At 74.5% G+C, this 22,674-nt stretch carries 22 protein-coding genes and 1 pseudogene; 12 read left to right on the top strand and 11 right to left on the bottom strand.

The annotated features are described in order from the left end of the window. Window positions 1–293: 293 nt before the first annotated feature. From ACFY2K_RS14180 to ACFY2K_RS14165, 4 genes and pseudogenes are all read left to right on the top strand, one after another. The gene (locus tag ACFY2K_RS14180) at window positions 294–2,120 is read left to right on the top strand and encodes a phospholipase C (RefSeq protein ID WP_380589443.1); all 1,827 of its coding nucleotides are present in this window, start codon (window positions 294–296) and stop codon (window positions 2,118–2,120) included. A gap of 119 nt (window positions 2,121–2,239) precedes the next feature. Continuing rightward, window positions 2,240–3,196, top strand: a complete 957-nt coding sequence (locus ACFY2K_RS14175) for a TAXI family TRAP transporter solute-binding subunit (RefSeq protein WP_387711483.1) — start codon at window positions 2,240–2,242, stop codon at window positions 3,194–3,196. A gap of 252 nt (window positions 3,197–3,448) precedes the next feature. After that, window positions 3,449–3,808, top strand: a pseudogene (locus ACFY2K_RS14170) (hypothetical protein); the annotation flags it as partial. 167 nt (window positions 3,809–3,975) lie between these two features. After that, window positions 3,976–4,347 (top strand): fic family toxin-antitoxin system, toxin component, encoded by a 372-nt coding sequence (locus tag ACFY2K_RS14165; protein ID WP_380522926.1) that lies wholly within the window; start codon window positions 3,976–3,978, stop codon window positions 4,345–4,347. A gap of 28 nt (window positions 4,348–4,375) precedes the next feature. On the opposite strand, the gene ACFY2K_RS14160 is transcribed toward ACFY2K_RS14165, so the two are convergent. Genes ACFY2K_RS14160 through ACFY2K_RS14150 form a run of 3 tightly spaced genes read right to left on the bottom strand, consistent with a single transcriptional unit; the run spans window position 4,376 to window position 7,831 of the window. Beyond that, the gene (locus tag ACFY2K_RS14160; protein ID WP_380522925.1) at window positions 4,376–5,755 is read right to left on the bottom strand and encodes a sensor histidine kinase; all 1,380 of its coding nucleotides are present in this window, start codon (window positions 5,753–5,755) and stop codon (window positions 4,376–4,378) included. Continuing rightward, a complete protein-coding gene (locus ACFY2K_RS14155; protein ID WP_380522924.1) occupies window positions 5,752–6,432 on the bottom strand; it encodes a response regulator transcription factor in 681 nt (226 codons plus the stop codon). Before ACFY2K_RS14155 ends, ACFY2K_RS14160 begins: the two co-directional genes overlap by 4 nt. Before the next feature lie 25 nt (window positions 6,433–6,457). Then, a complete protein-coding gene (locus tag ACFY2K_RS14150; RefSeq protein WP_380522923.1) occupies window positions 6,458–7,831 on the bottom strand; it encodes an MFS transporter in 1,374 nt (457 codons plus the stop codon). Window positions 7,832–8,074: 243 nt separating this feature from the next. Here ACFY2K_RS14150 and ACFY2K_RS14145 point away from each other — a divergent pair, with 243 nt between their 5' ends. Beyond that, entirely contained in the window at window positions 8,075–8,716 is a 642-nt protein-coding gene (locus ACFY2K_RS14145; protein WP_380522922.1) for a DedA family protein, read from the top strand. Between the two features lie 69 nt (window positions 8,717–8,785). On the opposite strand, the gene ACFY2K_RS14140 is transcribed toward ACFY2K_RS14145, so the two are convergent. Then, window positions 8,786–10,378, bottom strand: a complete 1,593-nt coding sequence (locus tag ACFY2K_RS14140; protein ID WP_387711479.1) for an alpha/beta fold hydrolase — start codon at window positions 10,376–10,378, stop codon at window positions 8,786–8,788. Window positions 10,379–10,659: 281 nt separating this feature from the next. Between ACFY2K_RS14140 and ACFY2K_RS14135 the strand changes: the two genes are divergently transcribed. Together ACFY2K_RS14135 and ACFY2K_RS14130 are read left to right on the top strand one after the other, a co-directional pair. Further along, window positions 10,660–11,346: a Tat pathway signal sequence domain protein gene (locus ACFY2K_RS14135; RefSeq protein ID WP_387711475.1), complete on the top strand. Its 687-nt coding sequence runs from the start codon at window positions 10,660–10,662 to the stop codon at window positions 11,344–11,346. A 94-nt stretch (window positions 11,347–11,440) separates the two neighbouring features. Continuing rightward, window positions 11,441–12,694 carry a threonine/serine exporter family protein gene (locus tag ACFY2K_RS14130; RefSeq protein ID WP_380399374.1) on the top strand — a complete coding sequence of 418 codons (1,254 nt, stop codon included), beginning with the start codon at window positions 11,441–11,443 and terminating at the stop codon, window positions 12,692–12,694. A gap of 35 nt (window positions 12,695–12,729) precedes the next feature. Here the strand turns inward: ACFY2K_RS14130 and ACFY2K_RS14125 are convergent, their stop codons facing one another. Then, window positions 12,730–13,941 carry a PP2C family protein-serine/threonine phosphatase gene (locus ACFY2K_RS14125; RefSeq protein WP_380589425.1) on the bottom strand — a complete coding sequence of 404 codons (1,212 nt, stop codon included), beginning with the start codon at window positions 13,939–13,941 and terminating at the stop codon, window positions 12,730–12,732. A gap of 249 nt (window positions 13,942–14,190) precedes the next feature. Here ACFY2K_RS14125 and ACFY2K_RS14120 point away from each other — a divergent pair, with 249 nt between their 5' ends. Further along, window positions 14,191–14,529: a GNAT family N-acetyltransferase gene (locus ACFY2K_RS14120; protein ID WP_380399378.1), complete on the top strand. Its 339-nt coding sequence runs from the start codon at window positions 14,191–14,193 to the stop codon at window positions 14,527–14,529. A gap of 121 nt (window positions 14,530–14,650) precedes the next feature. Then, window positions 14,651–15,382 carry a sigma 54 modulation/S30EA ribosomal C-terminal domain-containing protein gene (locus tag ACFY2K_RS14115; protein ID WP_380533089.1) on the top strand — a complete coding sequence of 244 codons (732 nt, stop codon included), beginning with the start codon at window positions 14,651–14,653 and terminating at the stop codon, window positions 15,380–15,382. Window positions 15,383–15,446: 64 nt separating this feature from the next. Here ACFY2K_RS14115 and lpdA read toward each other — a convergent pair whose 3' ends face one another. Both lpdA and ACFY2K_RS14105 read right to left on the bottom strand, forming a co-directional pair. Next, complete coding sequence (gene lpdA / locus ACFY2K_RS14110; protein ID WP_380399381.1) at window positions 15,447–16,853, bottom strand: dihydrolipoyl dehydrogenase; 1,407 nt, start codon at window positions 16,851–16,853, stop codon at window positions 15,447–15,449. Between the two features lie 275 nt (window positions 16,854–17,128). Next, window positions 17,129–18,721, bottom strand: a complete 1,593-nt coding sequence (locus ACFY2K_RS14105; RefSeq protein ID WP_380530669.1) for a M28 family metallopeptidase — start codon at window positions 18,719–18,721, stop codon at window positions 17,129–17,131. Window positions 18,722–18,868: 147 nt separating this feature from the next. Between ACFY2K_RS14105 and ACFY2K_RS14100 the strand changes: the two genes are divergently transcribed. Then, on the top strand, window positions 18,869–19,045 hold the full coding sequence (locus ACFY2K_RS14100) for an antitoxin (protein ID WP_380530672.1): 177 nt from the start codon (window positions 18,869–18,871) through the stop codon (window positions 19,043–19,045). A gap of 39 nt (window positions 19,046–19,084) precedes the next feature. On the opposite strand, the gene ACFY2K_RS14095 is transcribed toward ACFY2K_RS14100, so the two are convergent. Continuing rightward, entirely contained in the window at window positions 19,085–19,264 is a 180-nt protein-coding gene (locus ACFY2K_RS14095; protein WP_380530675.1) for a hypothetical protein, read from the bottom strand. A 74-nt stretch (window positions 19,265–19,338) separates the two neighbouring features. Between ACFY2K_RS14095 and ACFY2K_RS14090 the strand changes: the two genes are divergently transcribed. Together ACFY2K_RS14090 and ACFY2K_RS14085 are read left to right on the top strand one after the other, a co-directional pair. Continuing rightward, window positions 19,339–19,959 (top strand): TetR/AcrR family transcriptional regulator, encoded by a 621-nt coding sequence (locus tag ACFY2K_RS14090; protein ID WP_387711473.1) that lies wholly within the window; start codon window positions 19,339–19,341, stop codon window positions 19,957–19,959. Next, window positions 19,956–21,332 (top strand): MFS transporter, encoded by a 1,377-nt coding sequence (locus ACFY2K_RS14085; protein WP_380589392.1) that lies wholly within the window; start codon window positions 19,956–19,958, stop codon window positions 21,330–21,332. The genes ACFY2K_RS14090 and ACFY2K_RS14085 overlap by 4 nt, the downstream gene beginning before the upstream one ends. Here ACFY2K_RS14085 and ACFY2K_RS14080 read toward each other — a convergent pair. The 3 genes from ACFY2K_RS14080 to ACFY2K_RS14070 form a co-directional block, all read right to left on the bottom strand. Next, on the bottom strand, window positions 21,319–21,846 hold the full coding sequence (locus ACFY2K_RS14080; protein WP_387711471.1) for a DinB family protein: 528 nt from the start codon (window positions 21,844–21,846) through the stop codon (window positions 21,319–21,321). The genes ACFY2K_RS14085 and ACFY2K_RS14080 overlap by 14 nt on opposite strands. Before the next feature lie 73 nt (window positions 21,847–21,919). After that, a complete protein-coding gene (locus ACFY2K_RS14075; RefSeq protein WP_380530687.1) occupies window positions 21,920–22,432 on the bottom strand; it encodes a GNAT family N-acetyltransferase in 513 nt (170 codons plus the stop codon). A 35-nt stretch (window positions 22,433–22,467) separates the two neighbouring features. Further along, complete coding sequence (locus ACFY2K_RS14070; RefSeq protein ID WP_375897473.1) at window positions 22,468–22,671, bottom strand: MbtH family protein; 204 nt, start codon at window positions 22,669–22,671, stop codon at window positions 22,468–22,470. Window positions 22,672–22,674 lie beyond the last annotated feature (3 nt).

Here is a 22,674-nt window from a genome sequence, read left to right as displayed (position 1 = left end):
GTTTCGTGCCGGGCCCGTCAGCGGCCCCGGCCGGGACGGAAGCGACATTTCTGGCCGGAAACCGTCGGAAGACGTCCCGTATTCGTCGGATTCGGGGGGCATTCAACGGACTTGTCTTCCCGACGGCAGTCCGGGCGAAGAGTTCCGTCCCTCGGCGATTTACCGCGTGTTCACATGCACTCGTCAACCGTGTTCACCGCTACGCTCTAGCGTCTAGCCGCCGCGCCGCTCGTGCTACGCGCGTCACGGCCCCTACTTCTGACACACATGACGATGACGTCGAGGATCCGACCATGCCCGCAGTTCCCTCCCGCAACAGGTGGCTCCGCTACGGTGCCGGCCTGATCGGCGCTGCCTCGCTGACCGCCTTCGGCGGTGCCCCCGCGGCCTTCGCCGCCGACGGCCCGCAGACCGCCACCCCGGTCAAGCACCTGGTGGTGATATTCCAGGAGAACGTCTCCTTCGACCACTACTTCGGCACCTACCCGAACGCGGCCAACACCGCCGACGACAAGGTGAAGTTCACCGCCAAGCCCGACACCCCCAAGGTGGACGGCCTGAGCGACGACCTGCTGCACAAGAACCCGAACCGCAACAACCCGGTCCGGCTGAGCCCGTCCCAGGCGGTCACCTGCGACCAGGACCACACCTACAAGGACGAGCAGCTCGCCTTCGACGGCGGCAAGATGGACAAGTTCGTCGAGCACACCGACATCGAGAACTGCAAGGCTCCGATGTACACCGCGCCCGGCCTGGTGATGGACTACTACGACGGCAACACCGTCACCGGCTACTGGAACTACGCCCAGCACTTCGCGATGAGCGACAACTCCTTCGGGACCAACTACGGGCCCTCCACCCCCGGCGCGATCAACCTGGTCACCGGCAACACCCACGGCGGCTACCCGGTCGACCCGAAGACCGGCCAGCAGACCACCGACGCCTACGTGGTGGCCTCCCCGGACGCCAAGGGCATCGGCACCGTCATCAACGACCCGGACCCGGGCTACGACGACTGCTCCAGCCCCGCGCACAACCAGCTGGTGATGACCGGCAAGAACGTCGGCGACCTGCTCAACGACAAGGGCGTCAGCTGGGGCTGGTTCCAGGGCGGCTTCAAGCCGACCGGCACCAAGGACGGCAAGGCGGCCTGCGACTCCGCGCACAAGAACATCGTGGGCGCCTCGCAGACCGACTACAACCCGCACCACGAGCCCTTCCAGTACTACAAGTCCACGGCCAACCCGAAGCACCTCGCTCCGAAGGACGTCGAGGAGATCGGCCACGCCGGCCAGGCCAACCACCAGTACGACCTGACCGACTTCGACGCCGCCCTCCAGCACGGCAACCTGCCCGCCGTCAGCTACCTCAAGGCCGCCAACTACCAGGACGGCCACGCCGGTTACTCCGACCCGCTGGACGAGCAGCACTTCGTCGTCGACACCGTCAACAAGCTGCAGAAGTCCAAGGACTGGGCCTCCACCGCCGTCGTCATCGCCTACGACGACTCGGACGGCTGGTACGACCACAAGTTCGCCGAGCCGGTCAACGGCTCCAAGGACCCGGCCAACGACAGCCTGAGCGGCGCCGGCCAGTGCGGCAAGGACGCCGGCTGGGGCGGCTACGCCGACCGCTGCGGCTTCGGCCCGCGCCTGCCGCTGCTGGTCGTCTCCCCGTACGCCAAGGCCAACTTCGTCGACCACACCCAGACCGACCAGACCTCGGTCCTGCGCTTCGTCGAGGACAACTGGAAGACCGGCCGGATCGGCGACTCCTCCTTCGACGAGCACGCCGGCTCCATCGAGGGCATGTTCGACTTCAAGAACCCGCAGTCGGCCACCCTGATCCTGGACCCGACCACCGGCGCCCCGGTCGGCGGCGACAGCCCGAGCGGACAGCCCACCGGCGGCTCCTCCGCCACCACCCCGGCCGGCTCGGCGACCTCGGCCAACGGCTCCACCGCCGTCGCCGGGGCCACCAGCAGCGTCTCCGGCCCGCCGCTGGCCGAGACCGGCGCCGACTCCCACACCGGGCCGATCGCGGCCGCGGCCGTCGCCCTGCTGGCGGTCGGCGGCGGAGCGGTCTTCCTGGCCCGTCGCAAGCGCGGCCGCCGCGCCTGACGCACGGCCCACACGCGCAACACCCCCGGCACCGCCGGGTCCTGCTCCCAGGGCCCGGCGGTGTCCGCGTTCCCGGGCCGATCTGCCGCCGCGTCCCGGGCCGGGCTACCCTTCCCGCCATGACCGCCAGCGCTCCCCACCGCCGCACCCTGCTGGGCGCGGCCCTGGTGGCGGCCCTCACCGCGGGCGGCGCGACCGGCTGCTCCGCCGAGGACGCACCGCCCCGCGCGCTGCGGCTGGCCACCGGGCCCGAGGGCGGGCCGTACAACGCCTTCGGGCACTCCTTCACCGAGGCCGTGAACGCGAGCGGCCAGCTCACCCTCACCCCGGTGGGCAGCGCGGCCAGCGTCGACAACCTGCGACAGCTCGCCGACGGCGCGGTGGACCTCGCGCTCACCACCGCCGACGTCGCCGAGGACGCCGTCCTGGGCCGGGACACCTTCGACCGTCCGCTCGGCCTGACGGCGCTGGCCCGGGTGTACGTCAACTACCTCCACCTGCTCGCCCCCGCCGACGGGCCGGTGCGCGAGCTGGCCGACCTGGCGGGCCGCCGGGTGGCCACCGGCGCGGTCGGCTCCGGCAACCAGGTGACGGCCGGGCGGCTGCTGCGCCGGGCGGGGATCTCCGTCGGGCAGCGGTCCCTCGGACTGGCCGAGTCGCTGGACGCGCTGCGCGCGGGCACGCTGGACGCGGTGTTCTGGTCCGGCGGCGTGCCGACCCCCGCGGTGGCCGCGCTGGCCCGTGAACTGCCGCTGCGCTTCGTGCCGTTGGACGCCGTCGCCGCGCTGCTGCGGGAGCGCTACGGCCCGGTGTACACCGCCGTCACCCTGCCCGCCGGGGCCTACGGCCTGGCCGGCCCCGTCCCCACCCTCGGCGTCGGCAACTACCTGACCGCCCGCCCGGGCGTCCCCGAGGACGCCGTACGACGGCTGCTCGGCATCCTCTTCGACCGGTGGGCCACCCTGCTGCGCTCGGTCACGGCCGGCGCCCGGCTGGAGCCCCGGTTCGCCGTCTCCACCGGGGCCGTCCCCCTGCACCCGGGGGCGGCGGCCTACTACCGCTCGGTGTACGGGTAGCAGCACGCCGTCAGGCCCGCGCCGGCCTGACGGCGTGCGGCCGGCGCCCACCCTCCGACGGCTGGCTCACCCCGCCGAAGCCCGGTCAGCGGCCAGGTCCGTGGAGCGCGCTGAACACGCGCCCGGCTATCTGCTCGTGCGTACCGGCGGCATCGACCGTGACGACGAGGTCCTGACCGGCGTAGTGCTGGATGACGGACTCCGCTGTCGCGTCATGGAACCTGAATCGGTCGCGGATGCGCTCCTCCTTAGCTCGGCGACCTGCACTACGTCGGCAAGCTCGTCAACGGCGGCCAGGTGCTCGGCACGATCGAGGCGGACGGCCGGGACACCGGGCTCGACGCCAACGGCATGTTCGTGGTGCTCGCGATGGACGGCACGGTGCACGCCTGGACGGGCGGCGCCCACCAGGGCCCGGGCACCTTCCAGTTGGCGGGCGGGTGGACGGCCAAGGTCACCAAGGTCGGCGAACTCCACTACCGCGCCGACATCATCGGCCACGGGAACGCCGTGATGGGCACCGTCGAGTCCGACCAGCACGACGCCGGGCTCGACGCCAACGGCGTGTACATCGTGCTCAGCACCGGCGGAGTGATCAGCTCCCACGAGTGAGCCCGGGGCCGCTGCCGAGGCGCCGTCAAGCCCGTTTGGTAGCGGCCGCTACGGCTGGCTACGCTGCACCTCATGCGGTTGAACGTCCGGCCGGGGCAGCGGCGCCGGCTCCACCAGGCCCCCGAACAGCACGCGCGCCGACGGCGCGGACCCGCCCTGGACGCGGCGTGATCCTGCGCATCGACCGGGCCTGGCTGCTCGACATCGCCCACCGCTTCCTGCCCACCGACCCCGACATCACGGACTACGGCACCCTCAGCGCCGCCGTCGCCCGGCACGCCGACGAGGTCATGGACGTCCCCGTGTACGAGGGCCCGCACCAGCGCGCGGCCGCGCTCATGCACCAGCTCATCCGGGTCCCGGCGTTGGAGTCCGGCAACGAGCACTTCGCCGCGGTCGTCGCCGCCGCCTACCTCACCGCCTCCGGCGTCACCGTCACCGTCGGGCCGAAGGCCGCAACCGAGCTCGCCGCCCGCATCCGGGACGGGCGCGCCGACGTCCGGGAGACCGCGACGGCCCTCCGCGCCTGGTACCGCTGAACCGCTGAACCGCTGCGGAGCTCAGGGCTCAGGGCGCGGCCAGCCGGAACTCGACGGTCAGTCCGTGGGGGCTCGTCGCGGCGACGGTGAGCGTTCCGCCGCCGGCGCGGGCGAGTTCGTCCGCGATGGCCAGGCCGAGGCCGGTGCCGGGGAGGTTCTGGTGCTCCGGCGCACGGGCGAAGCGCCCCAGCAGCAGGGGGAGTTGGGCGGTCGGGACACCGGGGCCGGTGTCCCGGACCCGGACCACCGCGCCGCCGTCCGGGCCGGGCCGGGCGGTCACCCGGACGCGGGCGCCCGGCGGAACGAACTTGCCGGCGTTGTCCAGCAGGGCGTCCAGGATCCGCCCGGCCGCGTCGGGCAGGGTGCGGGCGCGCAGCCCGGGGGCGACGTCGGCGGTCAGCTCCGGGCCGCCCGCCTCGAACACCGGGGCCCAGGCCGCCACCCGCTCGGCCACGGCCGCGGAGACGTCCTGCTCCTCGACCGGAGCGGCGGCCGCCTCCAGCCGGGCGAGGGCCAGCAGGCCGTCGAGCAGCTCGCCCAGCCGGTCCGCCTCGTCCAGGGCGAGGGCGTGCGCCGTACGGCCGGGGCCCGGTTCGACGTACGGCTCGGCGTTCTCCAGTTGCAGCACCAGGGTGGCCAGCGGGTTGCGCAGCTGGTGCGAGGCGTCGGCGACGAAGTCCCGCCGGCGGCGCAGCGATTCACCGACCGCCGCCGCCATGCCGTCGAAGTGCTCGCGCAGCCGCCGCAGTTCGGGCGGGCCGGTGTCGGCGGCGGCAGCGACGGCGGCGCGCGCTTCGAAGCGGCCGTCGGCCATGGTGGCGACCGCGCGGTCGAGTTCGTGGACGGGCCGCAGCAGCCAGCGGGCGATGCCGGCCGCGACCAGCGCGGCGGCACCGAAGGCGGTGACGGCGCCGGCCGCGATCAGCGTCCAGCGGACCAGCACGTCGTGCCGCGCCGCGCCGGTGGGGACGGTCAACAGGACGGCGCCGCCGACCCGTTCGTCCTGGCCGACCGGTTCGGCCAGCACCACGGTGTCCGGCCCCCAGGGCAGGACGGTGGGCAGGGCCTCGGTGGAGCGGCCGGTCAAGGCGCGGTCCTCGGCCTGCCGGGCGGCCGGGCCGACCGGGGCCGGGCCGGCCCGGCCGACGGTGTGCCCGACGGTGTCGACCACGGTCACGGCGGCGCCGTAGAGCTGGGCGTAGCGGGTGAGTTCGGCGTCGAGTTCGCGGCGGTCGGCGTCGGTGCGGATCCGGTCGGCGAGTTCGGCGAAGCGGACGCCGTCGGCCCGGCGTTGCAGCAGCAGGTGTTCGGTGCGGCCGCGGGCGTAGGAGTCGGCCAGCGGCAGGGCGAGCAGCAGCACGGCCGTACCGATGAGCGCGGTGAGCACGGCCAGCAGCCGGCGCCTCACCGGCCGTCCAGGGCGCCGAGTTGGTAGCCGTAGCCGCGGATGGTGCGGAGCAGGGCGGCCCGGCCGGTCTTGGCCCGGATGCCGGCCACGTGCACGTCGAGCGAGCGGGAGGAGGCGAGGAAGGCGTCGCCCCAGATCCGGTCGAGGATCTCCTCGCGGGAGCGGACGTCGCCGGGTTGCGCGGCGAGCAGCGCGAGCACGTCGAACTCGCGCCGCGTGAGCCGGACTTCGGCGCCGTCCACGGTCACGCTGCGGGCCGCCAGGTCGATCGTGACGTCCCCGGTGCGCACCTGCCGCCGCCCGTCGGCCGGTTCGGGGGCGGCGCCGCCGGTGCGGCGGCGCACGGTGTCGATCCGGGCGATGAGTTCGGCCATCCGGAACGGCTTGACCACGTAGTCGTCGGCGCCGGCCCGCAGGCCCTGGAGGACGTCCCGCTCCTCGCTGCGCGCGGTGACCACGATCAGCGGCACCGCGCAGACCGTGCGCAGCTTGCGGAGCAGGTCGAGGCCGTCCAGGTCGGGCAGGCCGAGGTCGAGCAGGACGAACTCGGCCTCCCGGGCGTGCCGCAGCGCCTCGGCGGCGCGGACCACCCGGCGCACGGTGTGGCCGCGCCGGGCGAGCGCGGTGGCGAGGGCCTGCGCCATCCGGTCGTCGTCCTCGACCAGCAGCATGTGCACGGAGCCCTCCCCGGGATTGAGGTGACTACCGTACGGGCTCCGCCGCGGCGGCCACCGCCGGGGCCTCCCGGGGGTCGAGCACGGCGTGCCGGGTGTCGGGCATCAGCACGTAGACGACCAGGGAGACCAGCGCGCAGCCGGAGACGTACCAGAAGAAGCCGGACTCGTGGCCGCTGTTCTTGAACCAGAGCGCGATGTACTCGGCGGTGCCGCCGAACAGCGCGTTGGCGAGGGCGTACGGGAGCGCGACGCCGAGCGCGCGGATCCGGGTGGGGAAGAGTTCGGCCTTCACGGCCGCGTTGATCGAGGTGTAGCCGGTGACGACGAGCAGGGCGACGAGCGAGAGGCCGAGCGCGGACCAGTAGCCGGAGGCCGAGCCGAGGGCGGTCATCAGCGGGTAGGTGCCGACGGTGCAGCCGAGCGCGAAGGTGATCAGCAGCGGGCGGCGGCCGATCCGGTCGGAGAGCAGTCCGGCCAGCGGCTGGACGGCGGCGAACACGGCGAGCGCGGTGAAGCTGACCAGGGTCGCGGTGTTCTTGGCGAGCCCGGCGCTGCCGATCAGGTACTTGGTCAGGTAGGTGGTGTACGTGTAGTAGGCGACGGTGCCGCCGAGGGTCAGGGCCATCACCAGGGCGGCCTGGCGCCGGTGCTCCCACAGGCTGCGCAGGGTGCCGCGGGCGTCGGCCCGCTCCCGGCCGGCGGACTCGGCGGTGAAGGCCTCGGTCTCCGGCAGCCGGCGGCGCAGCCAGAGCACCACGACGGCCAGCACGGCGCCGAGCAGGAACGGCAACCGCCAGCCCCAGGCGTGCAGTTGGGCGCTGGTCAGGGTGTGCTGCAGGACGATCAGGATGCCCAGGCCGAGGAGTTGGCCGCAGGTCATCGAGACGTACTGGAAGGAGGAGCCGAGGCCCCGCCGGTTCGGTGCGGAGGCCTCGGTGAGGTAGGTGGCGCTGGCCGCGTACTCGCCGCCGATGCTCAGCCCCTGGAGCAGCCGGGCGAGCAGCAGCACGGCGGCGCCGAGGTAGCCGGCCCGCGCGTAGGTCGGGGCGACGGCGATCAGTACGGCGGCCGCGGACATCATGGTGACGGTCAGGGTGAGCGCGCTCTTGCGGCCGTGCCGGTCGGCGGCCCGGCCGAGCAGCCAGCCGCCGACCGGGCGCATCAGGAAGCCGACCGCGAAGATGCCGGCGGTGTTCATCAGCTTGGCGGTGGAGTCGCTGCCGGGGAAGAAGTCGTCGGCGAAGTAGACGGCGAAGCTGGCGTAGACGAACCAGTCGTACCACTCCACCAGGTTGCCCAGCGACCCGCCGATCAGGGCGCGCCGCCGCCGGGCGCGGTCCCCGCCGGGCGGCTGCGGGCGGGGAGCGGGGGCGGCCGGGACGGCGGCGGACGGGGACATGGCGGCTCCGGGGACTGGTACGGCGGGTGGGTGTCCCAGAGCGTGCCGCCGCCCGCGGGGCGGCGGCAAGGAGCGCCGCGCAGATCTTACGTTCCGCTAAGGAAGCCGCCCCCGGTGCCCACCCGCCGGGGGCGGGCCCGGGGCCTCCGCCGGGGGCCGGCCCGGGCCTCCACCAGGGGCGAGTCGGGGGACAAGCGTTACATTGGGGCGGAAAGCGGACCGATCACCGGCGAGGTGCGGCGGATGCACGCGATCACCGACTGGCTGCGCGGACTGTCCGGCCCGGTCGTGTACGCGGTGGTCGGCGCCATGGTCTTCACCGAGGACGCGCTGTTCTTCAGCTTCTTCATCCCGGGCGAGACGGCCGCCGTCCTCGGCGGCTTCATCGCCCACCAGGGCAGCGTCTCGCTCGGCTGGATGATCCTGGTGGTGGTCTGCGCGGCCGTCCTCGGGGACTCCGCCGGCTACGAGATCGGCCGCCACCTCGGCCCGGCGATCCTGCGCACCCGCCCGCTGCAGCGGCACGCGAAGCGGGTCGGGACGGCGCAGGACCTGATCCGCCGGCGCGGGCCGGCCGCCGTGTTCGTCGGCCGCTTCATCGCCTTCTTCCGCCCGCTGGTGCCCTCGCTGGCCGGGATGTCCCGGATGCCGTACCGCCGGTTCCTGCTCTACAACGCCCTCGGCGGGCTGGCCTGGGCCTTCGGCTTCACCCTGCTGGGCTACTTCGCCGGGGCCGCGTACACCAGGGTGGAGGGCACCGTCGGCCGGGTCGCCGCCATCACGATCGCCGGTCTCGTCGCCGTCGCGCTGCTGGTCTGGTTCCTGCGGCGCCACCACGCGCGCGGCCACGAGCCGTCGGACGAGGACGGCGGCGGGGAGCGCTGAACGGGGGCGTGCCCGGACCGTCACCGATCCGGGCACGCCCCATCGGGCAGGCCCGCCGGTCACCGAGCGCTACCGGAACGGCGGCGCGTCCGGCGCGCAGACCCGGCCGCGCGGCGGCAGGTCGCCGTCCACCAGGTAGCGCGCCTCGTAGCCGGCGGCGCAGCCGCTCGGGTTGCCGAGCACGCTGTGGCCCGGGCCGTCGACGGTCAGCAGCCGGCCGCGGGCCAGGGTGTCGGCCAGCGCGCGGGAGCCCTCGTACGGCCAGGCCGGGTCGCCGGTGTTGGCGACGACCAGCACGGGCGCGGCGGTGTAGCGGTCCCAGGGCCCGGTGTAGCGGTCCCGGGCGGCCTCGGCCGGCCAGGCGGCGCAGCGCTGGGTCTGCCAGACCCAGTACGGGCCGAGGGCGCCGGAGCGCTCCCGGGCGAGGTCGGCGAGCGCCGGGTAGTCGGCGCCGGCGGGCGGGTTGACGGTGTCGGCGCACAGCACGCCGAGGACCTGCGTCTGGCCGGGCTGCGCGCCGGTCGGCAGGGGTGCCGCCGGGGTGTCGGCGGCGGTCCACAGGCTCTGCAACTGCCCGCCCAGGGCGGCCCAGCCGGGGCTCCCGAGCTGCGGCAGCGGCTGGGCCGAGTAGAGCAGCAGCGCGACGGCCGAGACGGCGCTCGCCTCGTCGTAGGTGACGGCCTGCGCCCCGGTGCCGACGGTGACCGGTCCGTGCGCCAGGCGGTCCGTCAGCGCGGCGTACTTGGCCCTGGTCGCCTCCGGGCTGCCCGCGGAGAAGGCGCAGGCGGCCGGGGAGGCGGCGCCGCAGCGGTCGAGGAAGTCGTCCAGGGCGCGGGCCGAGCCGAGGTCGCTGCCGGTGCGCAGGAACGGCGGCAGCGCGCGGTCCTGCGGGGTGCGGCCGGTGGACCAGGCCACCGGGTCGGCGGCGCTGTCCAGGACCATGGCGCGGACCCGGCCGGGGAAGAGGTTGGCGTAGGTGGCGCCGAGGTACGTCCCGTAGGAGGTGCCGAGGTAGCTGAGCCTGCGGTCGCCGACGGCCTGGCGCAGCAGGTCGAGGTCGCGGGCGACGTCGGCGGTGGACAGGTGGGCGAGCAGGCCGGTGTCGTCGTTGTCGGCGCAGTGGCGGCCCAGTTGCGCGTAGGTGTCGGCCCAGCGTGACTGCTGTTCGGCGCCGATCGGGTAGCCGGCGGGGAGTCCGCCGAGCAGGGCCTGTTCGCCGCCCGGGTCGGGGAAGCACCGCAGGGTGGTGGAGGCGCCGACGCCGCGCGGGTCGAAGCTGACGATGTCGAAGCGCCGGCGGACGTCCTCGGGGAACAGCGGGGTGGTGGAGGGCAGCGCCAGGGTGCCGGGGATCGCCGGGCCGCCCGGGTTGTAGAACAGGGTGCCGATCCGGTGCGCCCGGTCGTCGGCGGGACGGCGGATGAGCGCCAGGTCGATGGAGCGGCCGTGCGGGTCGCGGTAGTCCAGCGGCACCTGGGCGGTGTCGCACTGGAAGCCCGGGGTGCAGGGCTTGGTCCAGGTCAGGGCCGGCACCGGCGGGGCGGGCGCGGCGGCCGAGGCGGCGGCCGGGGTGAGGGCGGCCAGCAGCAGGCCGGCGGCGGTGGCCGCGGCGGCACGGAGGGTGGTGGTGCGGAGGGCGGTGAGGGGGCGGGGTCGGGGCACGGGCGGGCTCTCTCCGTTGTTGATCATGTGATCGGGCGCCACGGAGTCTTCCGGCCCCCACTGTCAGGGCACTGACATCCTGCTCTCCGATCACTGACAGCTCGCCGGCAGGCCCGGTCCGCCACTGTTGACGAATCGTCAGCAAGTTCTCCGCCGCGCCTTGACGGCCCACCGACACGGTCCTACAACGGAGTCAGCTCCCCCGCTCCCCGCCCCTCGGAAGTCCCTTGGGAGCAGCGGACGTTCGCCTTCTCGCCCCTCACCGAGGAAGAGGCTTTCCCATGCGCGCACCCCTCCACCGCACCGCGCCCCTGGCCCTCGCCGTACTCGCCGTGCTCGCCCTGGCCGCCGCGGCCCCCGCCTCCGCGGTTCCGGCAGACGACGCCGGCCCCGTGCTCACCACCGGCAGCACGGGCGGCGCCGCCGTCGCCGCGGGCGACGCCCTCGCCGCGACGCTCGCCGGCGGCTCCGCCACCTTCTACTCCACCGCCACCAGCACCACCGGCGTCACCTGCGCGACCTCCCAGCTGTCCGCCACCGTGCTGACCAACCCGACCGCCCCCGGCACCGCCACCGAGTCGATGACCGGCCTCACCTTCGACTCCTGCACCGCCAACGTCACCGGCGTCACCTCGGTACAGAGCCTGACGGTCGACACCCTGCCGTACGGCGTCTCGATCGACGACGGCACCGGCCTGCCCGTCACCCTGACCGGTGGCAGCGCCGGGCAGATCCAGGCCACCGCCGTCCTGAACAGCTGGTTCGGCACCATCACCTGCACCTACCGGCTCAGCGGAGCCTTCACCGGCACCGCCGACAACGGCGGCCAGAGCCTGACCTTCACCAACGAGCACTTCGCCAAGAGCGGCGGCTCCGGCCTCTGCCCCGGCGACGGCTACTTCTCGGCGAGCTACGGCCCGGTCGCCGACACCAGCCAGTCCGGCGCCCCGGCGGTCTACGTGAACTGATCCCCGGGCCAGCGGCAGCCCGACGGCGGCGGCACGAAACGATCAGACCAGGGCAGATTCGGACCCAAGCGGGCGGGATGGGACGATACCTGCCATGTCTAGCAAGTCTCCGCCGGTCCGGGGCAACGAGGCCCCCGCCGACCCGCTCCGCCGCCTGCTGCTCGAACTGGGCGACGCCCTGCTGGGCGGGGGCCTTCCCGTCCATGAGGTCGAGGAGGAACTCCGCGGGCTCGGACGGGCACTGGGGGCTCCCGAGGTGCGGGTCGCCGCGCTCACCAACGGCCTGTTCGTCGCCCTCGACGCGGTGGAGGCCACCAGCTTCGCGCCGGTCGGCGCCGCGCTGCGGTTCGAGCAGACCGCGGACGTCCTGCACCTGGTGCACCGGCTGCGCGCCGGCGAGCTGGACGGCCCCCGGGCGCTGGCCGAGCTGGACGCCATCCGGCTCGCCCCCGCCCGCTGGCCCGCCTGGGTGGCGGACCTGGGGGCGCTGCCGGTCGGGGTGGGCGTCTGCCTGTTCCTCCAGCCGGTGACGGCGAACGTGCTGGCCGCCGGGGCCGGCTCGCTGATCGTGGCGGGCCTGACCGTCCTGGCCCGCCGGCTGCCCAGGCTGCGCCCGCTGCTGCCGGTCACCGCCGGGTTCCTGGTGGCCCTGCTCGTCCTGTCGCTCACCCGGGCCGGCCTGCTGGAGGGCCCGCTGCGCACGATCGTGGCCACCCTGGCGATCCTGCTGCCGGGCGGACTGCTGGTCACCGGGCTGTCGGAGGTCGCGGCGGGCGCCGCCAGCGCCGGGACGGCCCGGCTGGTGTCCGGCGCGGTGCAGCTGGCGCTGTTCCTCGCCGGGGTGGCGGCGGCCACCACCGCGCTCGGCGTACCGGCCAGTGCGCTGGCCAACATCCAGGTGGCCAAGCCGAGTTGGTGGGTGATCGCGGTGGGGCTGGCGATCGCCGTGGCCGGCGTCGTGGTCAATGTGAACACCCCTCCCCCGGCGATCCCGTGGATCGTCGCGGTGATCGCGGTCAGCGTCACCGTGCAGGTGGTGGTCGGATCGGTCCACGGCGCGGCGATAGGCGGGCTGGCGGGCGCCGTCAGCGCCGCGGTCGCGGCCACCGTGGTGCACTGGCTGCCCGGCGGACCGCTCTGGCAGGTGCTCTACCTGCCCGCGTTCTGGATCGTGGTGCCCGGCTCCTTCGGCCTGCTGAACACCGCGCAGATCGAGGTCGGCAACGGCGCCCAGTCGGTGCTGGCCGCCGTGTCCGCGGTGTTCGGGGTGTCGATCGGCACCCTGATCGGCTCGGTGATCAGCCGGATCCCGCGCCCCTCGCTCGCCGTCGCCCAGCTCCGGGCCTGACCCCCTCCGCACGCCCGACCGGCGCGGCCCCCGGCTCAGCCGGAGGCCGCGCCGTTTCCGTCTCCGTCTCCGTTGCCACTGCCGTTTCCGTTGCCGCTCCCGTTTCCGTTGCCCTTGCCGTTGCGGACCGCGAGCAGCGCGGTGTCGTCCGTCAGGCGCCCGCCGCTGTGTCGGAGGACGGCGCCGACGACGGCCCCCACCAGGCGCTCCGGCTCCCCGGCCCCGGGCAGGCCGGCCAGGCCCTCCAGGTGGGCGCGCAGGTCGAAGAAGTCGCCCTGGCGGTCCCGGGCCTCGGTCACCCCGTCCGTGACGATCAGCACGGTCTCGTCCGCGCCCAGCCGGAGCCGCTGCACCTGCGGGAGCCGCCCGGCCAGCGGGGCGAGGCCCAGCGGGACGCCGTCACCCGGCGGCAGCTGCCGGACCCCGTCCGGGCCCAGGACGTACGGGCAGTCGTGGCCGAAGTTGACCACCTGGATCTCCCCGGGGGCGTCGTCGGGGAACCAGACGACCACCGCCGTGGCGAACCGCTCGTCCTCCTCCCCCAGCCGGGCGGAGAGCCGGTTCTGCCGGTGCACCCGCTCCTCCAGCCAGGAGGCGACCGTCGCCAGGCCCTCCTCCCGGAAGGCCGCCTCCCGGAAGCAGCCGACCAGCGCCGCCGCCGTGGCGACCGCCGGCAGGCCCTTCCCCTGGACGTCGCCGAGGACGACCCGCGCGCCGTACGGGGTGGCCACCACGTCGTAGAAGTCGCCGCCCACCCGGGCCTCCACGTCGGCGGCCAGGTAGCGGGCCTCCGCGTCCACCCCGCCCCAGCCCGGCGGCACCGGGCGCAGCACCACCTGCCGGGTGGTCTCGGCGGCGCCCTGGAGATGGCGGACGTAGGCGGCGGCCCGGGCCCGGAAGACGCTGAGTGGATACGCGAGGACGCAGCCGGCGATCACCAGCAGGAAGTCCTCGATCCCGTGGGACTTGCCCCAGAGGCCGTTCAGCCCGGGGTAGGCGGCGACGGCGAGACCGGCGAAGGCCACGGTGACCGCCGGACCGCACAGCCCCGCGGCGACCACCGGGACCAGGGCCAGCCAGCTGAGCGACTCGAAGGAGCTGGGGGTGAGGGCGTCCACGGCCACCACCGCCGCCAGCAGCACGGCGGGGATCAGCCAGGACCGGTGCCCGTACCGGACCAGCACCGGCAGCTGGGGCCCCGGGTCGGACGGCGGCCGGGCCGGCCCGAACGCCTCCGCGGCACGCACCCGCAACGGCCCCTCCGCTCTCCTCCGGTGTCGCGACGGTGCCGGGCCCGGCACCGTCGCGCCCACGTTAGAGGGCCGGGGCGCCCCTCGCCCCTCGGCCCGCACCCGTCCGGCCCAGCCGGCCGGCCCCTCGCGCGGCGCGGCGGGGTGGGCACCCGGCACGGCCCGGAGCCGACCGCCCCACCCGGCCAGGGCTAACCTGGCCCCCGCACCGCAAGACCGTACCCGCACCGTGAGAGGCCTTTCCCGATGAGCACCCCCAGCACCCCCGTCGTCGAGCGGTCGGACGACCGGCACCGCTACGAGATCCTGGTCGACGGCGAACTCGCCGGTTTCACCGAGTACTTGGACCACGACGGGCAGCGCGTCTTCTACCACACCCTGGTCGAGGAGGCCTTCGCCGGCCGCGGCCTGGCCGGGCAGCTGGTCCAGGAGGCGCTGACGGACGTCCGGGCCGCCGGGAAGCGCATCGTGCCGATCTGCCCGTACGTGGCCAAGTTCCTGACCAAGCACCACGAGTTCGCGGACCTCACCGACGAGGTCACCCCCGAGGTCAAGGCCTGGCTGCGCGGCCAGCTGCACAGCTAAGCCCTGTCCGGCCCGGGGCGGTGGGGTCGTTGGGCCCTGGCCGCCGCCCCGGGCCTGTCGGGATCCTGGTCGCCGGTCGCGCCGGAGGGACGCGGCGCGCGGCGGCGGAAGGGCCTGGGCGATGGGCGGGTTGATCACGGTGGGGGCGTTCGAGGGCGGCGCGGCGGCTGAGGCCCTGGCCGAGGCCCGGGGGCGGATCGCGGCGGGTGAGGCCCTCGCCGGCGGGGCCGGCACGCTGGTGGAGGCGCTGCGGATCCGGCTGAGCGCCGTGGCCGGCGGGGTGCTGGCGCAGGCGAACGCCGAGGTGGACGGACGGCGGATCCGGGTCCAGCGGGCCGCCGCCGAGCCGGGCGCCTCGCTCGACCGGGTCGCCGAGTCCCTGCTCGGCCGGATCCGGTCCGTCACCGGCAGCTGGGCACCGCGCCCGTGGCCCGCCCCGGCGACGCCCGCTCCCCCGGTGGCCGCCGAGGGTGCGGACCGGATCGTCCGCCGCAAGGAGCCGGCTCTGGTCCGGTGCACGCCCGAGGCGGCCGCCCGGACGATGGACGCGATGGACTACGACATCCACTTGTTCACCGACCCGGTCACCGAGACCGACGCCGTGGTCTACCGGGTCGGCCCCACCGGCTACCGGCTGGCCCGGACCAGGCCGGACGGCCCGTCCGGGCGCCGCACGGCGCCGATCACGCTCAGCCCGCACGGCGCGCCGACGCTCACCGAGCGGCAGGCCGTCCGGCGGCTGGTGGGGGCGGAGCTGCCGTTCCTGTTCTTCGCCCACCCGGCGGGCGGCCGGGGCCGGGTGCTCTACCGGCGCTTCGACGGCCGGTTGGGCCTGATCTCGGGCCGGGGCTGAGAGGGGAAGGCACGACGGTGCGACCCCGCCGGAGCGGGGCCGCACCGTCGGCACGTCCGGGTCGTCACATGTTGATCATGTGACCGGCGAGGCCGTGGATGGCCTCCTTGACCGCCTCGCCCAGGGTCGGGTGGGCGTGCACGTTGCGGGCGACCTCGTGGACGGTGAGGTCCCACTGCTGGGCCAGCGTCAGCTCGGGCAGCAGCTCGGTGACCTCGGGGCCGATCAGGTGGGCGCCGAGCAGCTCGCCGTGGGTGTTGTCGCAGATCACCTTGACGAAGCCGATCGGGTGGCCGAGGCCGTGCGCCTTGCCGTTCGCGGTGAACGGGAACTTGGCGACCTTGACGTCGTAGCCGAGGTCGCGGGCCTGGGCCTCGGTGTAGCCGAAGGAGGCGATCTGCGGCTGGCAGTAGGTGGCGCGCGGGATCATGGCGAAGTCGACCTCCATGGTCTCCGCCCCGCCGATCGTCTCGGCGGCGATCACGGCCATCGTCTCGGCGGCGTGCGCGAGCATCAGCTTGGCGGTGACGTCGCCGATCGCGAAGATGTGGTCGACGCTGGTACGGCCGCGGCCGTCGACCGCGATGGCGTTGCGGTCGGTCAGCTTGACGCCGGTGTTCTCCAGGCCGTAGCCGTTGACCCGCGGCGCGAAACCGATCGCCTGGAGCACCTTGTCGGCCTCCAGCACCTGCTGCTGCCCGTCCTTGCTGACGGTCACCCGCACCTTGGCGTTCGGGTCGCTGTCGTCGATCGACTCGACCCGGGTCGAGGTGAGCACCTCGATGCCCAGCTTGCGGTACTGCTTGGCCAGTTCGGTGGAGACCTCGACGTCCTCCAACGGCACCACGCGGTCCAGGAACTCGACGATGGTGACCTTCACGCCGTAGTTGTGCAGCACGTAGGCGAACTCGACGCCGATCGCGCCGGCGCCCGCGATGATGATGCTCTCCGGCAGCTGCTCGGTGAGGATCTGCTCCTCGTAGGTCACCACGCGCTCGCTCAGGCTGGTGCCGGGCAGCAGGCGGGTGGTGGCACCGGAGGCGATGACGCAGTGGTCGAAGGTGACCACGTCGAAGCCGCCGCCGCTGAGCGCGACCTGGAGGGTGTGGTCGTCGACGAAGGTGCCCCAGCCGTCGTACTCGGTGATGCCGTTCTTCTTCATCAGGTAGTGGACGCCCTTGACCCGGCCGTCGGCCACCGAGCGGCTGCGCTTGAAGGCCTCGGAGAAGTCGAAGGTCACCTGGCCCTCGACCTTGATGCCGAAGGTCTTGGCCTCCTTGGTGAAGATGTGGGCGAGCTCGGCGTTGCGCAGCAGGGCCTTGGAGGGGATGCAGCCGACGTTGAGGCAGACGCCGCCCCAGTACTTGGCCTCGATGACCGCGACCTTCAGGCCCAGCTGGGCCGAACGGACGGCGGCGGTGTAGCCGCCGGGGCCCGCGCCGAGGACGACGACGTCGTAGTGCGTGCTCATGTTGCTGACTCCTCCGAGGGTGTCACGGTGTCGTGATCTCGTGATCTCGGTCCCATGGTGTCAGGACCGGACTCGGCGCACCCACCGGGTCTCGGCGGATGCGCTCCGCGCGGCACCGTACAGGGCCGGGGGCCGATTGTCAGTGGCGTCCACTACGGTGGCCCGTACCCTGACCCACCAGGGGCGATGGCCGACGGGAGGTGCCGGATGGACGGTGTGCGCACGGCCGGTGGGTGGGCCCGCCGCCCGAGGACGGCAGCGGGCCCACCCGGGCGTCAGGCCGCCACCGCGTGGGCGTCGGCGCCGCCCGCTCCGGCATCGCCGGCTCCGGTGCCGCCCGGGGTGTCCGTACCCGCTCCGGCGGCCGCCCGAGCGGCCGGGCGCTGCCCGGGCACGGGCCGTTGCAGTGAGGAGAGGTCCCAGGCGTAGGTGCCGACGGCGTGGGCGATCACGTCGATGTTGACGTCGAAGGCCGCCGGGTCGAGGTTGTCCAGGTCGTCACAGGCCTTGTGGTAGCAGGCGTCGAAGGCGGTGCCCGCCGTGCCGCCGTAACGGGACTGCTGCTCGGGGGTCTTGATCACCTCGGCGCCGGTGTCGGTGCCGCCGGCCGGGATGCCCGCGTCGATGAACGGACCGTAGTCGGAGCGGCCGTTGAAGGCGGACGGGTCGTGCGGCAGCTCGCGGCCGTCCAGGTAGTCGGTGAGGAACCGCTCGATCTGGGCCGAGCCCTCCGGGCCCGCGCCGCCGCCCGCGCTGCCGGAGCCGTTGTAGACGAACTGCGCGTAGTTGGGGGACGCGATCATGTCGAAGTTGAGGTAGAGCCGGATGTTCTTCCGGTCCGCGTCGGAGAGCGACTTCACGTACGCCTCGGAGCCCTTGAGGCCGAACTCCTCGGCGGACCACCAGGCGAACCGGACCTTGTTCTTCACCGGCCGGGTGCCGAGGTTCTTCGCGACCTCCAGGATGCCGGCCGCGCCGGAGCCGTTGTCGTTGATGCCGGGCCCGGCCGGGACGGAGTCCAGGTGGGCGCCGATCATCACGGTGTTCGCCGGATCACCGCCCCGGGTCTCGGCGATGACGTTCCAGGTCTTGCGCTGCTCCATGAAGGTGCGGAGGTCCAGGGTCACCCGCACCGGCCCGGCGGCGGCCTGGGCGGCCAGCGCCTCGCCGGCCGCCTTGGCGATCCCGCCGGTCGGGACCTTCCCGGCGGTGGGCTCGCCGAGGGTCCCGTTCAGCTCGCCGTCGGTGTTGTTGTAGATCAGCGCCCCGAGGGCGCCGGCCGTGGCCGCGGCCGCCTGCTTCTCGGCGAAGCTGCACCCGCCGCGCCGGATCAGCGCGATCCGGCCGGTGACGGAGCCCGCCGGGTAGTCGGCGGGCGTGCAGCCGGTGGCGGCGCCCACCGGGGCGACGCCCAACTCGGCGGTCAGGCCCGCCTCCGGGCCGCTCACCGAGTAGGTCATCGCCAGGACCGGTACCGACTCCGCCTTCGGTGACAGCACGTCCAGGCGCTGGGAGCGGGCGTCGAAGAAGGTGTACTCGAAGTCCTGCCGGGAGACCTTGAGCCCGGCCCGCCGCGCCTGTTCGGCGATGTACCGCGCGGACAGGTCGTGGCCCTTCGAACCGGCCGCCCTGGTACCGCCGTTGCGGTCGGCGAACCGTTGCAGCGCGACCAGGGTGTCCCGGGCGTCCTCGGCGCTGCTGGCCCCGACCAGCCGCTCGGCCAGCTTGGCGCCGCGGCGGGCCGGGTCCGGGTCGGCGTTGGCGCTGCCCGCGCCGACCAGGAGTAACGGGGCGACCAGGGCGGCGGCGGTCAGGGCGGCGAGCGGGGACGTCCGGAAACGGGATCGGTGACGGGAGCGGGGCTTCAAGGCGACTCCTTCCGACGGTCGGTGGGTTCACGATTTGACAGGACGCGGACCGCCTTGCCAAGGGCGCCGCGCGGCCGCGAGGTGCGCGGGACGCCCTGGGCGGTGATCCTGGAGGGGTGGGGGCGTCTCATCCAGGAGGGTGACCACATGTCCATGCTGGATAAGCTCAAGGCCATGCTGAAGGGCCACGAGGACCAGGCCGAGAAGGGTGTCGACAAGGCCGGCGACTACGTCGACGAACGCACCCAGGGCAAGTACCAGAGCCAGGTCGACACCGCCCAGGACAAGCTCAAGGAGCAGTTCCGCGACCAGCCGCCGCAGTAGCGCGGCCCCGGCACTGCCCGGCCGGGCCGGCGGCGGCGATCAGGCGTCGCCCCGGCCCGGCCGTTCGGCGTCCCCGTCCGGCTCGCCGTCCGCCGCACCGACCGGATCCCCGCCCGCGCCGCAGTTCTCGCACGGCCCCCGGCCGGGCCGCTCCCGCAACCGCCCGCACTCCGGGCACACCCGGTCCAGCCAGCAGGCCGACTCGCCGCCTTCGTCCATGCCCGCGATTCTGCCCGGCGGACCCGCGGCCCGGCGATTAGACACTGTCTACGGCGATCCGGTAGACAGTGTCCATGACCGAACAGGACCGCGACCTGCGCGCCCGGCTGGTGGCCGCCGGCATCGAGCTGGTGACCGAGGAGGGCGTCCACGCCCTCGGGCTGCGGGAGATCGCCCGCCGCGCCGGGGTCTCCCACGGAGCACCGCGCCGCTACTTCCCCACCCACCGAGAACTGCTCGCCGCCGTCGCCCGACACGGCTTCGGCCGGCTCACCGACACCCTGGCCGGTGCCGACGCCCTCGCCGCCGGCACCGGGGCCGACCCCCGGGCCCGGATCGAGGCCCTCGCCCGCGGCTACCTCGGCTTCGCCGCGGCCAACCCCGGCCTGTTCGAGCTGATGTTCCGCCACGACCTGCTGGAGGGCAGCGGCACCGAACTGCGCCGCTCCACCCTGCCGCTGTTCCGCACCCTCGTCGGCCTGGTCGGCGAACTCCACCCGCAGGGCGGGGACCCGACCGCCGCCACCGCCGCGCTCTGGTCCAACCTGCACGGCTTGGCCCAACTCCGCAGCTGGGGCAGCCTCGCCCTGGCCACCGGCAGCGACAGCGACAGCAACAGCAACAGCAACAGCAACAGCATCGAACCCGTGCTGCGCGCCGCCCTGACCGCCCACCTCGGCCCGGCCGACCGGTGACCGCCCGCCACCGGGGGCTCGCCCTCGCCGCGAGCATCACCGGCGCCGTCCTGGTCGCCGTCGACGGCACGGTGCTCACGGTCGCCCAGCCCACCCTGCAGCGCGACCTGCACGCCTCCCTGGCCGCCGTCCAGTGGACCAGCAGCGGCTACCTCGTCACCGTCGCCGCGCTCCTCGTCTTCGCCGGGCGGCTCGGCGACCGGTACGGCCACCGGCGGCTCTTCGTGGCGGGGGTGGTCTGCTTCGCCGCCACCTCCGCCGCGATCGCCCTGGCACCCGGCATCGGCTGGGTGATCGCGCTGCGCGTGGCCCAGGGCCTCGCGGGCGCCCTGCTCCAGCCCGCCACCATCGGCATGCTGCGGGCCGTCTGGCCCGCCGACCTGCTACCCCGCGCGATCGCCGTGCGCACCGCCGCCCTCGGCCTCGCGGTCGCCGCCGGGCCGCTGGTCGGCGGCGCGCTCACCACCCACTTCGGCTGGCGGGCGGTCTTCCTGCTCGGCCTGCTGCCCGCCGCCGCGGCGCTGGTCGCGGCCCTCGCCGTGCCCGCGGCCCGTACCGAGCCGGCCGGCGGCGGCCTCGACCTGCCCGGCGCGGGACTGCTGGCACTCGCCCTGGTCTGCCTGGTGCACACCCTGGCCGTCCTCCCGACCGACGGCTGGTCGACGGGGACGGTCCTCGGCCTCGCGACGGCCGGGCTCGCCGCCCTCGCCTTCGCCCGGCACGAGCGCCGGACCGCCTGCCCGCTGGTACCGCCCGCCCTGCTCCGCTCACCGGCCGTCGGGCCGGCGCTCGGCGTCCTGCTCGCGGCATCGGCGGCGGTGCTCGGCACGCTCTTCCCCGCGACCTACTTCCTCCAGGAGGTGCTCGGGCTGGATCCGCTGCACAACGCCCTGCGGGGGCTGCCGCTCGCCGTGGCGATGATCGTGGGCGCGCCCGCCTCGGCCTGGCTGGCGAGGCGTCACGGCGTGCGCGCCACCGTCTTCACGGGCATGGCACTGATCACCACGGGCACCCTGCTCACCTCCCGGCTCGGACCGGACTCGGGCGACACCGCGATCGGCTGCTGCTTCCTGCTGCTCGGCGGCGGCCTCGGCGCGGTGATGGCGACCGCGACCTCCGCCGTCGTCCGGGGTGCGGCGGACGCCGAGTCGGGAGTCGCCGGAGGGCTCCAGCAGACCGTGATGAACATCGGACCGGCCCTCGGCATCGCCCTCGCCACCACCGTCGCCGGCCGTGCCGCACCCGGCACGGCGCTCACCCCGGTCGCCCTGGCGACGACCGGGGTGGCGGCGGCGGGAGCTCTGCTGGCGCTGCGGCTCCCCCGCCCGGCCGCGCGGCCGGTCCCGGCGCCGGTGCCCCTCAGACGCCCGTGACGCCGTCGATGCCCTCCCGGAGCAGGTCGGCATGACCGTTGTGGCGGGCGTACTCCTCGATCAGGTGCACCAGGACCCAGCGCAGCGAGACGGTGTCCGAGCCGACGATCCCGGCGATCCGCCGGTCCAGCGGGCCCGGTGAGTCCAGCGGCGCTCCCCCGGCCAGCTCGCGGCCGTGCTCGACCTCGGCCCGCCAGTTCGCCAGCGCCTCCGTCATCCCCCGGGCCTCGTCCAGGCCGTAGCCGTCCGGATTCTCCGGGCCGTACACCGGCGGCACCGTGCGGCCGGCGAACACCCGCTGGTACCAGGTGCGTTCGACCTCGGTGAGGTGCTGCACCAGGCCGAGCAGCGTCAGCGTCGACGGCGGCACCGAGGCCAGCCGCACCTGCCGGTCGTCGAGCCCGGAGACCTTCTGCAGCAGCGTGGCCCGCTGGAACTCCAGCCAGCCCTCCAGCGTGGCGCGTTCGTCGGCGTGCGGCGGCGGGAAGGCCCGGCCGTCAGGCATGAGTGTCATGGCCGCCACTGTGCCATCCACCACTGACAGCGGCCCCCGGCGCGGCCGAGCACGCCGGGGGCCGGGCCCGGGGTCAGGCCTCGCCGGTCGTGGAGACCACCACCACCCTGGCCACCGTGCCGTCCTCGTCCACCGAGTCCCGCAGGTGGCGGAAGCCCAGCTTCTCGCACATCGCCAGGCTCGGCGTGTTCTCGGCGCCCACCAGGCCGTAGACCTCCTTGAGCCCCAACTCGTCGGCGGCGTAGCGGATCAGGCCGCGGACCACCTCGGTGCCCAGGCCGCGGCCCCAGAAGCCGGGGGCGAGGGCGGCGACCAGCTCGTGCCCGTCGACGTTCCCGGTCCGCTTCACCTCCGCGTGGCCCGCGTAGGCGCCGTCCAGCCACAGGCCCCAGACGTCGAAGAGCCGCTGGGGGTACACATCGCTCAGGATCGCGCGGAACAGCGTGCGCAGCTGCGGTTCGGGCACCAGGTCCTGGCCCATCCAGCGGCAGACCTCCGCGTCGCGGAGCAGGGCGACGAAGGCGTCCTCGTCCTCGGGCCGGTAGGGGACGAACTCCAGGCGTTCGGTGTGCAGCACGGGGGTCACGGCGGACTCCTCTTCCTCGTGGTGGGACGGTCGGGTCAGGCCTCGGCGTTCTCCATGCGCTCGCGCAGGCTGCGCGGGCGCATGTCGGTCCACACCTCGTCGACGTAGGCGGAGCACTCGGCCTCGGTGCCCTCCCGGCCGACCGGCTGCCAGCCGGCCGGGACGTCGAGGTCGACCGGCCAGAGCGAGTACTGCTCCTCGTCGTTGCGCAGCACCTGGAAGCGGGTGTTCTCGTCCATGTC

The organism is Kitasatospora sp. NPDC001309 (genome assembly GCF_042896295.1).
In the GTDB taxonomy this organism is placed as follows: Bacteria; Actinomycetota; Actinomycetes; order Streptomycetales; family Streptomycetaceae; genus Kitasatospora.
This window is presented reverse-complemented; position numbering and strand designations above follow the sequence as displayed.

Coding starts and splice junctions, on each gene's coding strand:
- ACFY2K_RS14180 (WP_380589443.1), top strand. CDS start 294: ATGCCCGCAGTTCCCTCCCGCAACAGGTGGCTCCGCTACGGTGCCGGC.
- ACFY2K_RS14175 (WP_387711483.1), top strand. CDS start 2,240: ATGACCGCCAGCGCTCCCCACCGCCGCACCCTGCTGGGCGCGGCCCTG.
- ACFY2K_RS14150 (WP_380522923.1), bottom strand. CDS start 7,831: ATGTCCCCGTCCGCCGCCGTCCCGGCCGCCCCCGCTCCCCGCCCGCAG.
- ACFY2K_RS14145 (WP_380522922.1), top strand. CDS start 8,075: ATGCACGCGATCACCGACTGGCTGCGCGGACTGTCCGGCCCGGTCGTG.
- ACFY2K_RS14135 (WP_387711475.1), top strand. CDS start 10,660: ATGCGCGCACCCCTCCACCGCACCGCGCCCCTGGCCCTCGCCGTACTC.
- ACFY2K_RS14130 (WP_380399374.1), top strand. CDS start 11,441: ATGTCTAGCAAGTCTCCGCCGGTCCGGGGCAACGAGGCCCCCGCCGAC.
- ACFY2K_RS14120 (WP_380399378.1), top strand. CDS start 14,191: ATGAGCACCCCCAGCACCCCCGTCGTCGAGCGGTCGGACGACCGGCAC.
- ACFY2K_RS14115 (WP_380533089.1), top strand. CDS start 14,651: ATGGGCGGGTTGATCACGGTGGGGGCGTTCGAGGGCGGCGCGGCGGCT.
- lpdA (WP_380399381.1), bottom strand. CDS start 16,853: ATGAGCACGCACTACGACGTCGTCGTCCTCGGCGCGGGCCCCGGCGGC.
- ACFY2K_RS14100 (WP_380530672.1), top strand. CDS start 18,869: ATGTCCATGCTGGATAAGCTCAAGGCCATGCTGAAGGGCCACGAGGAC.
- ACFY2K_RS14095 (WP_380530675.1), bottom strand. CDS start 19,264: ATGGACGAAGGCGGCGAGTCGGCCTGCTGGCTGGACCGGGTGTGCCCG.
- ACFY2K_RS14090 (WP_387711473.1), top strand. CDS start 19,339: ATGACCGAACAGGACCGCGACCTGCGCGCCCGGCTGGTGGCCGCCGGC.
- ACFY2K_RS14080 (WP_387711471.1), bottom strand. CDS start 21,846: ATGACACTCATGCCTGACGGCCGGGCCTTCCCGCCGCCGCACGCCGAC.
- ACFY2K_RS14070 (WP_375897473.1), bottom strand. CDS start 22,671: ATGGACGAGAACACCCGCTTCCAGGTGCTGCGCAACGACGAGGAGCAG.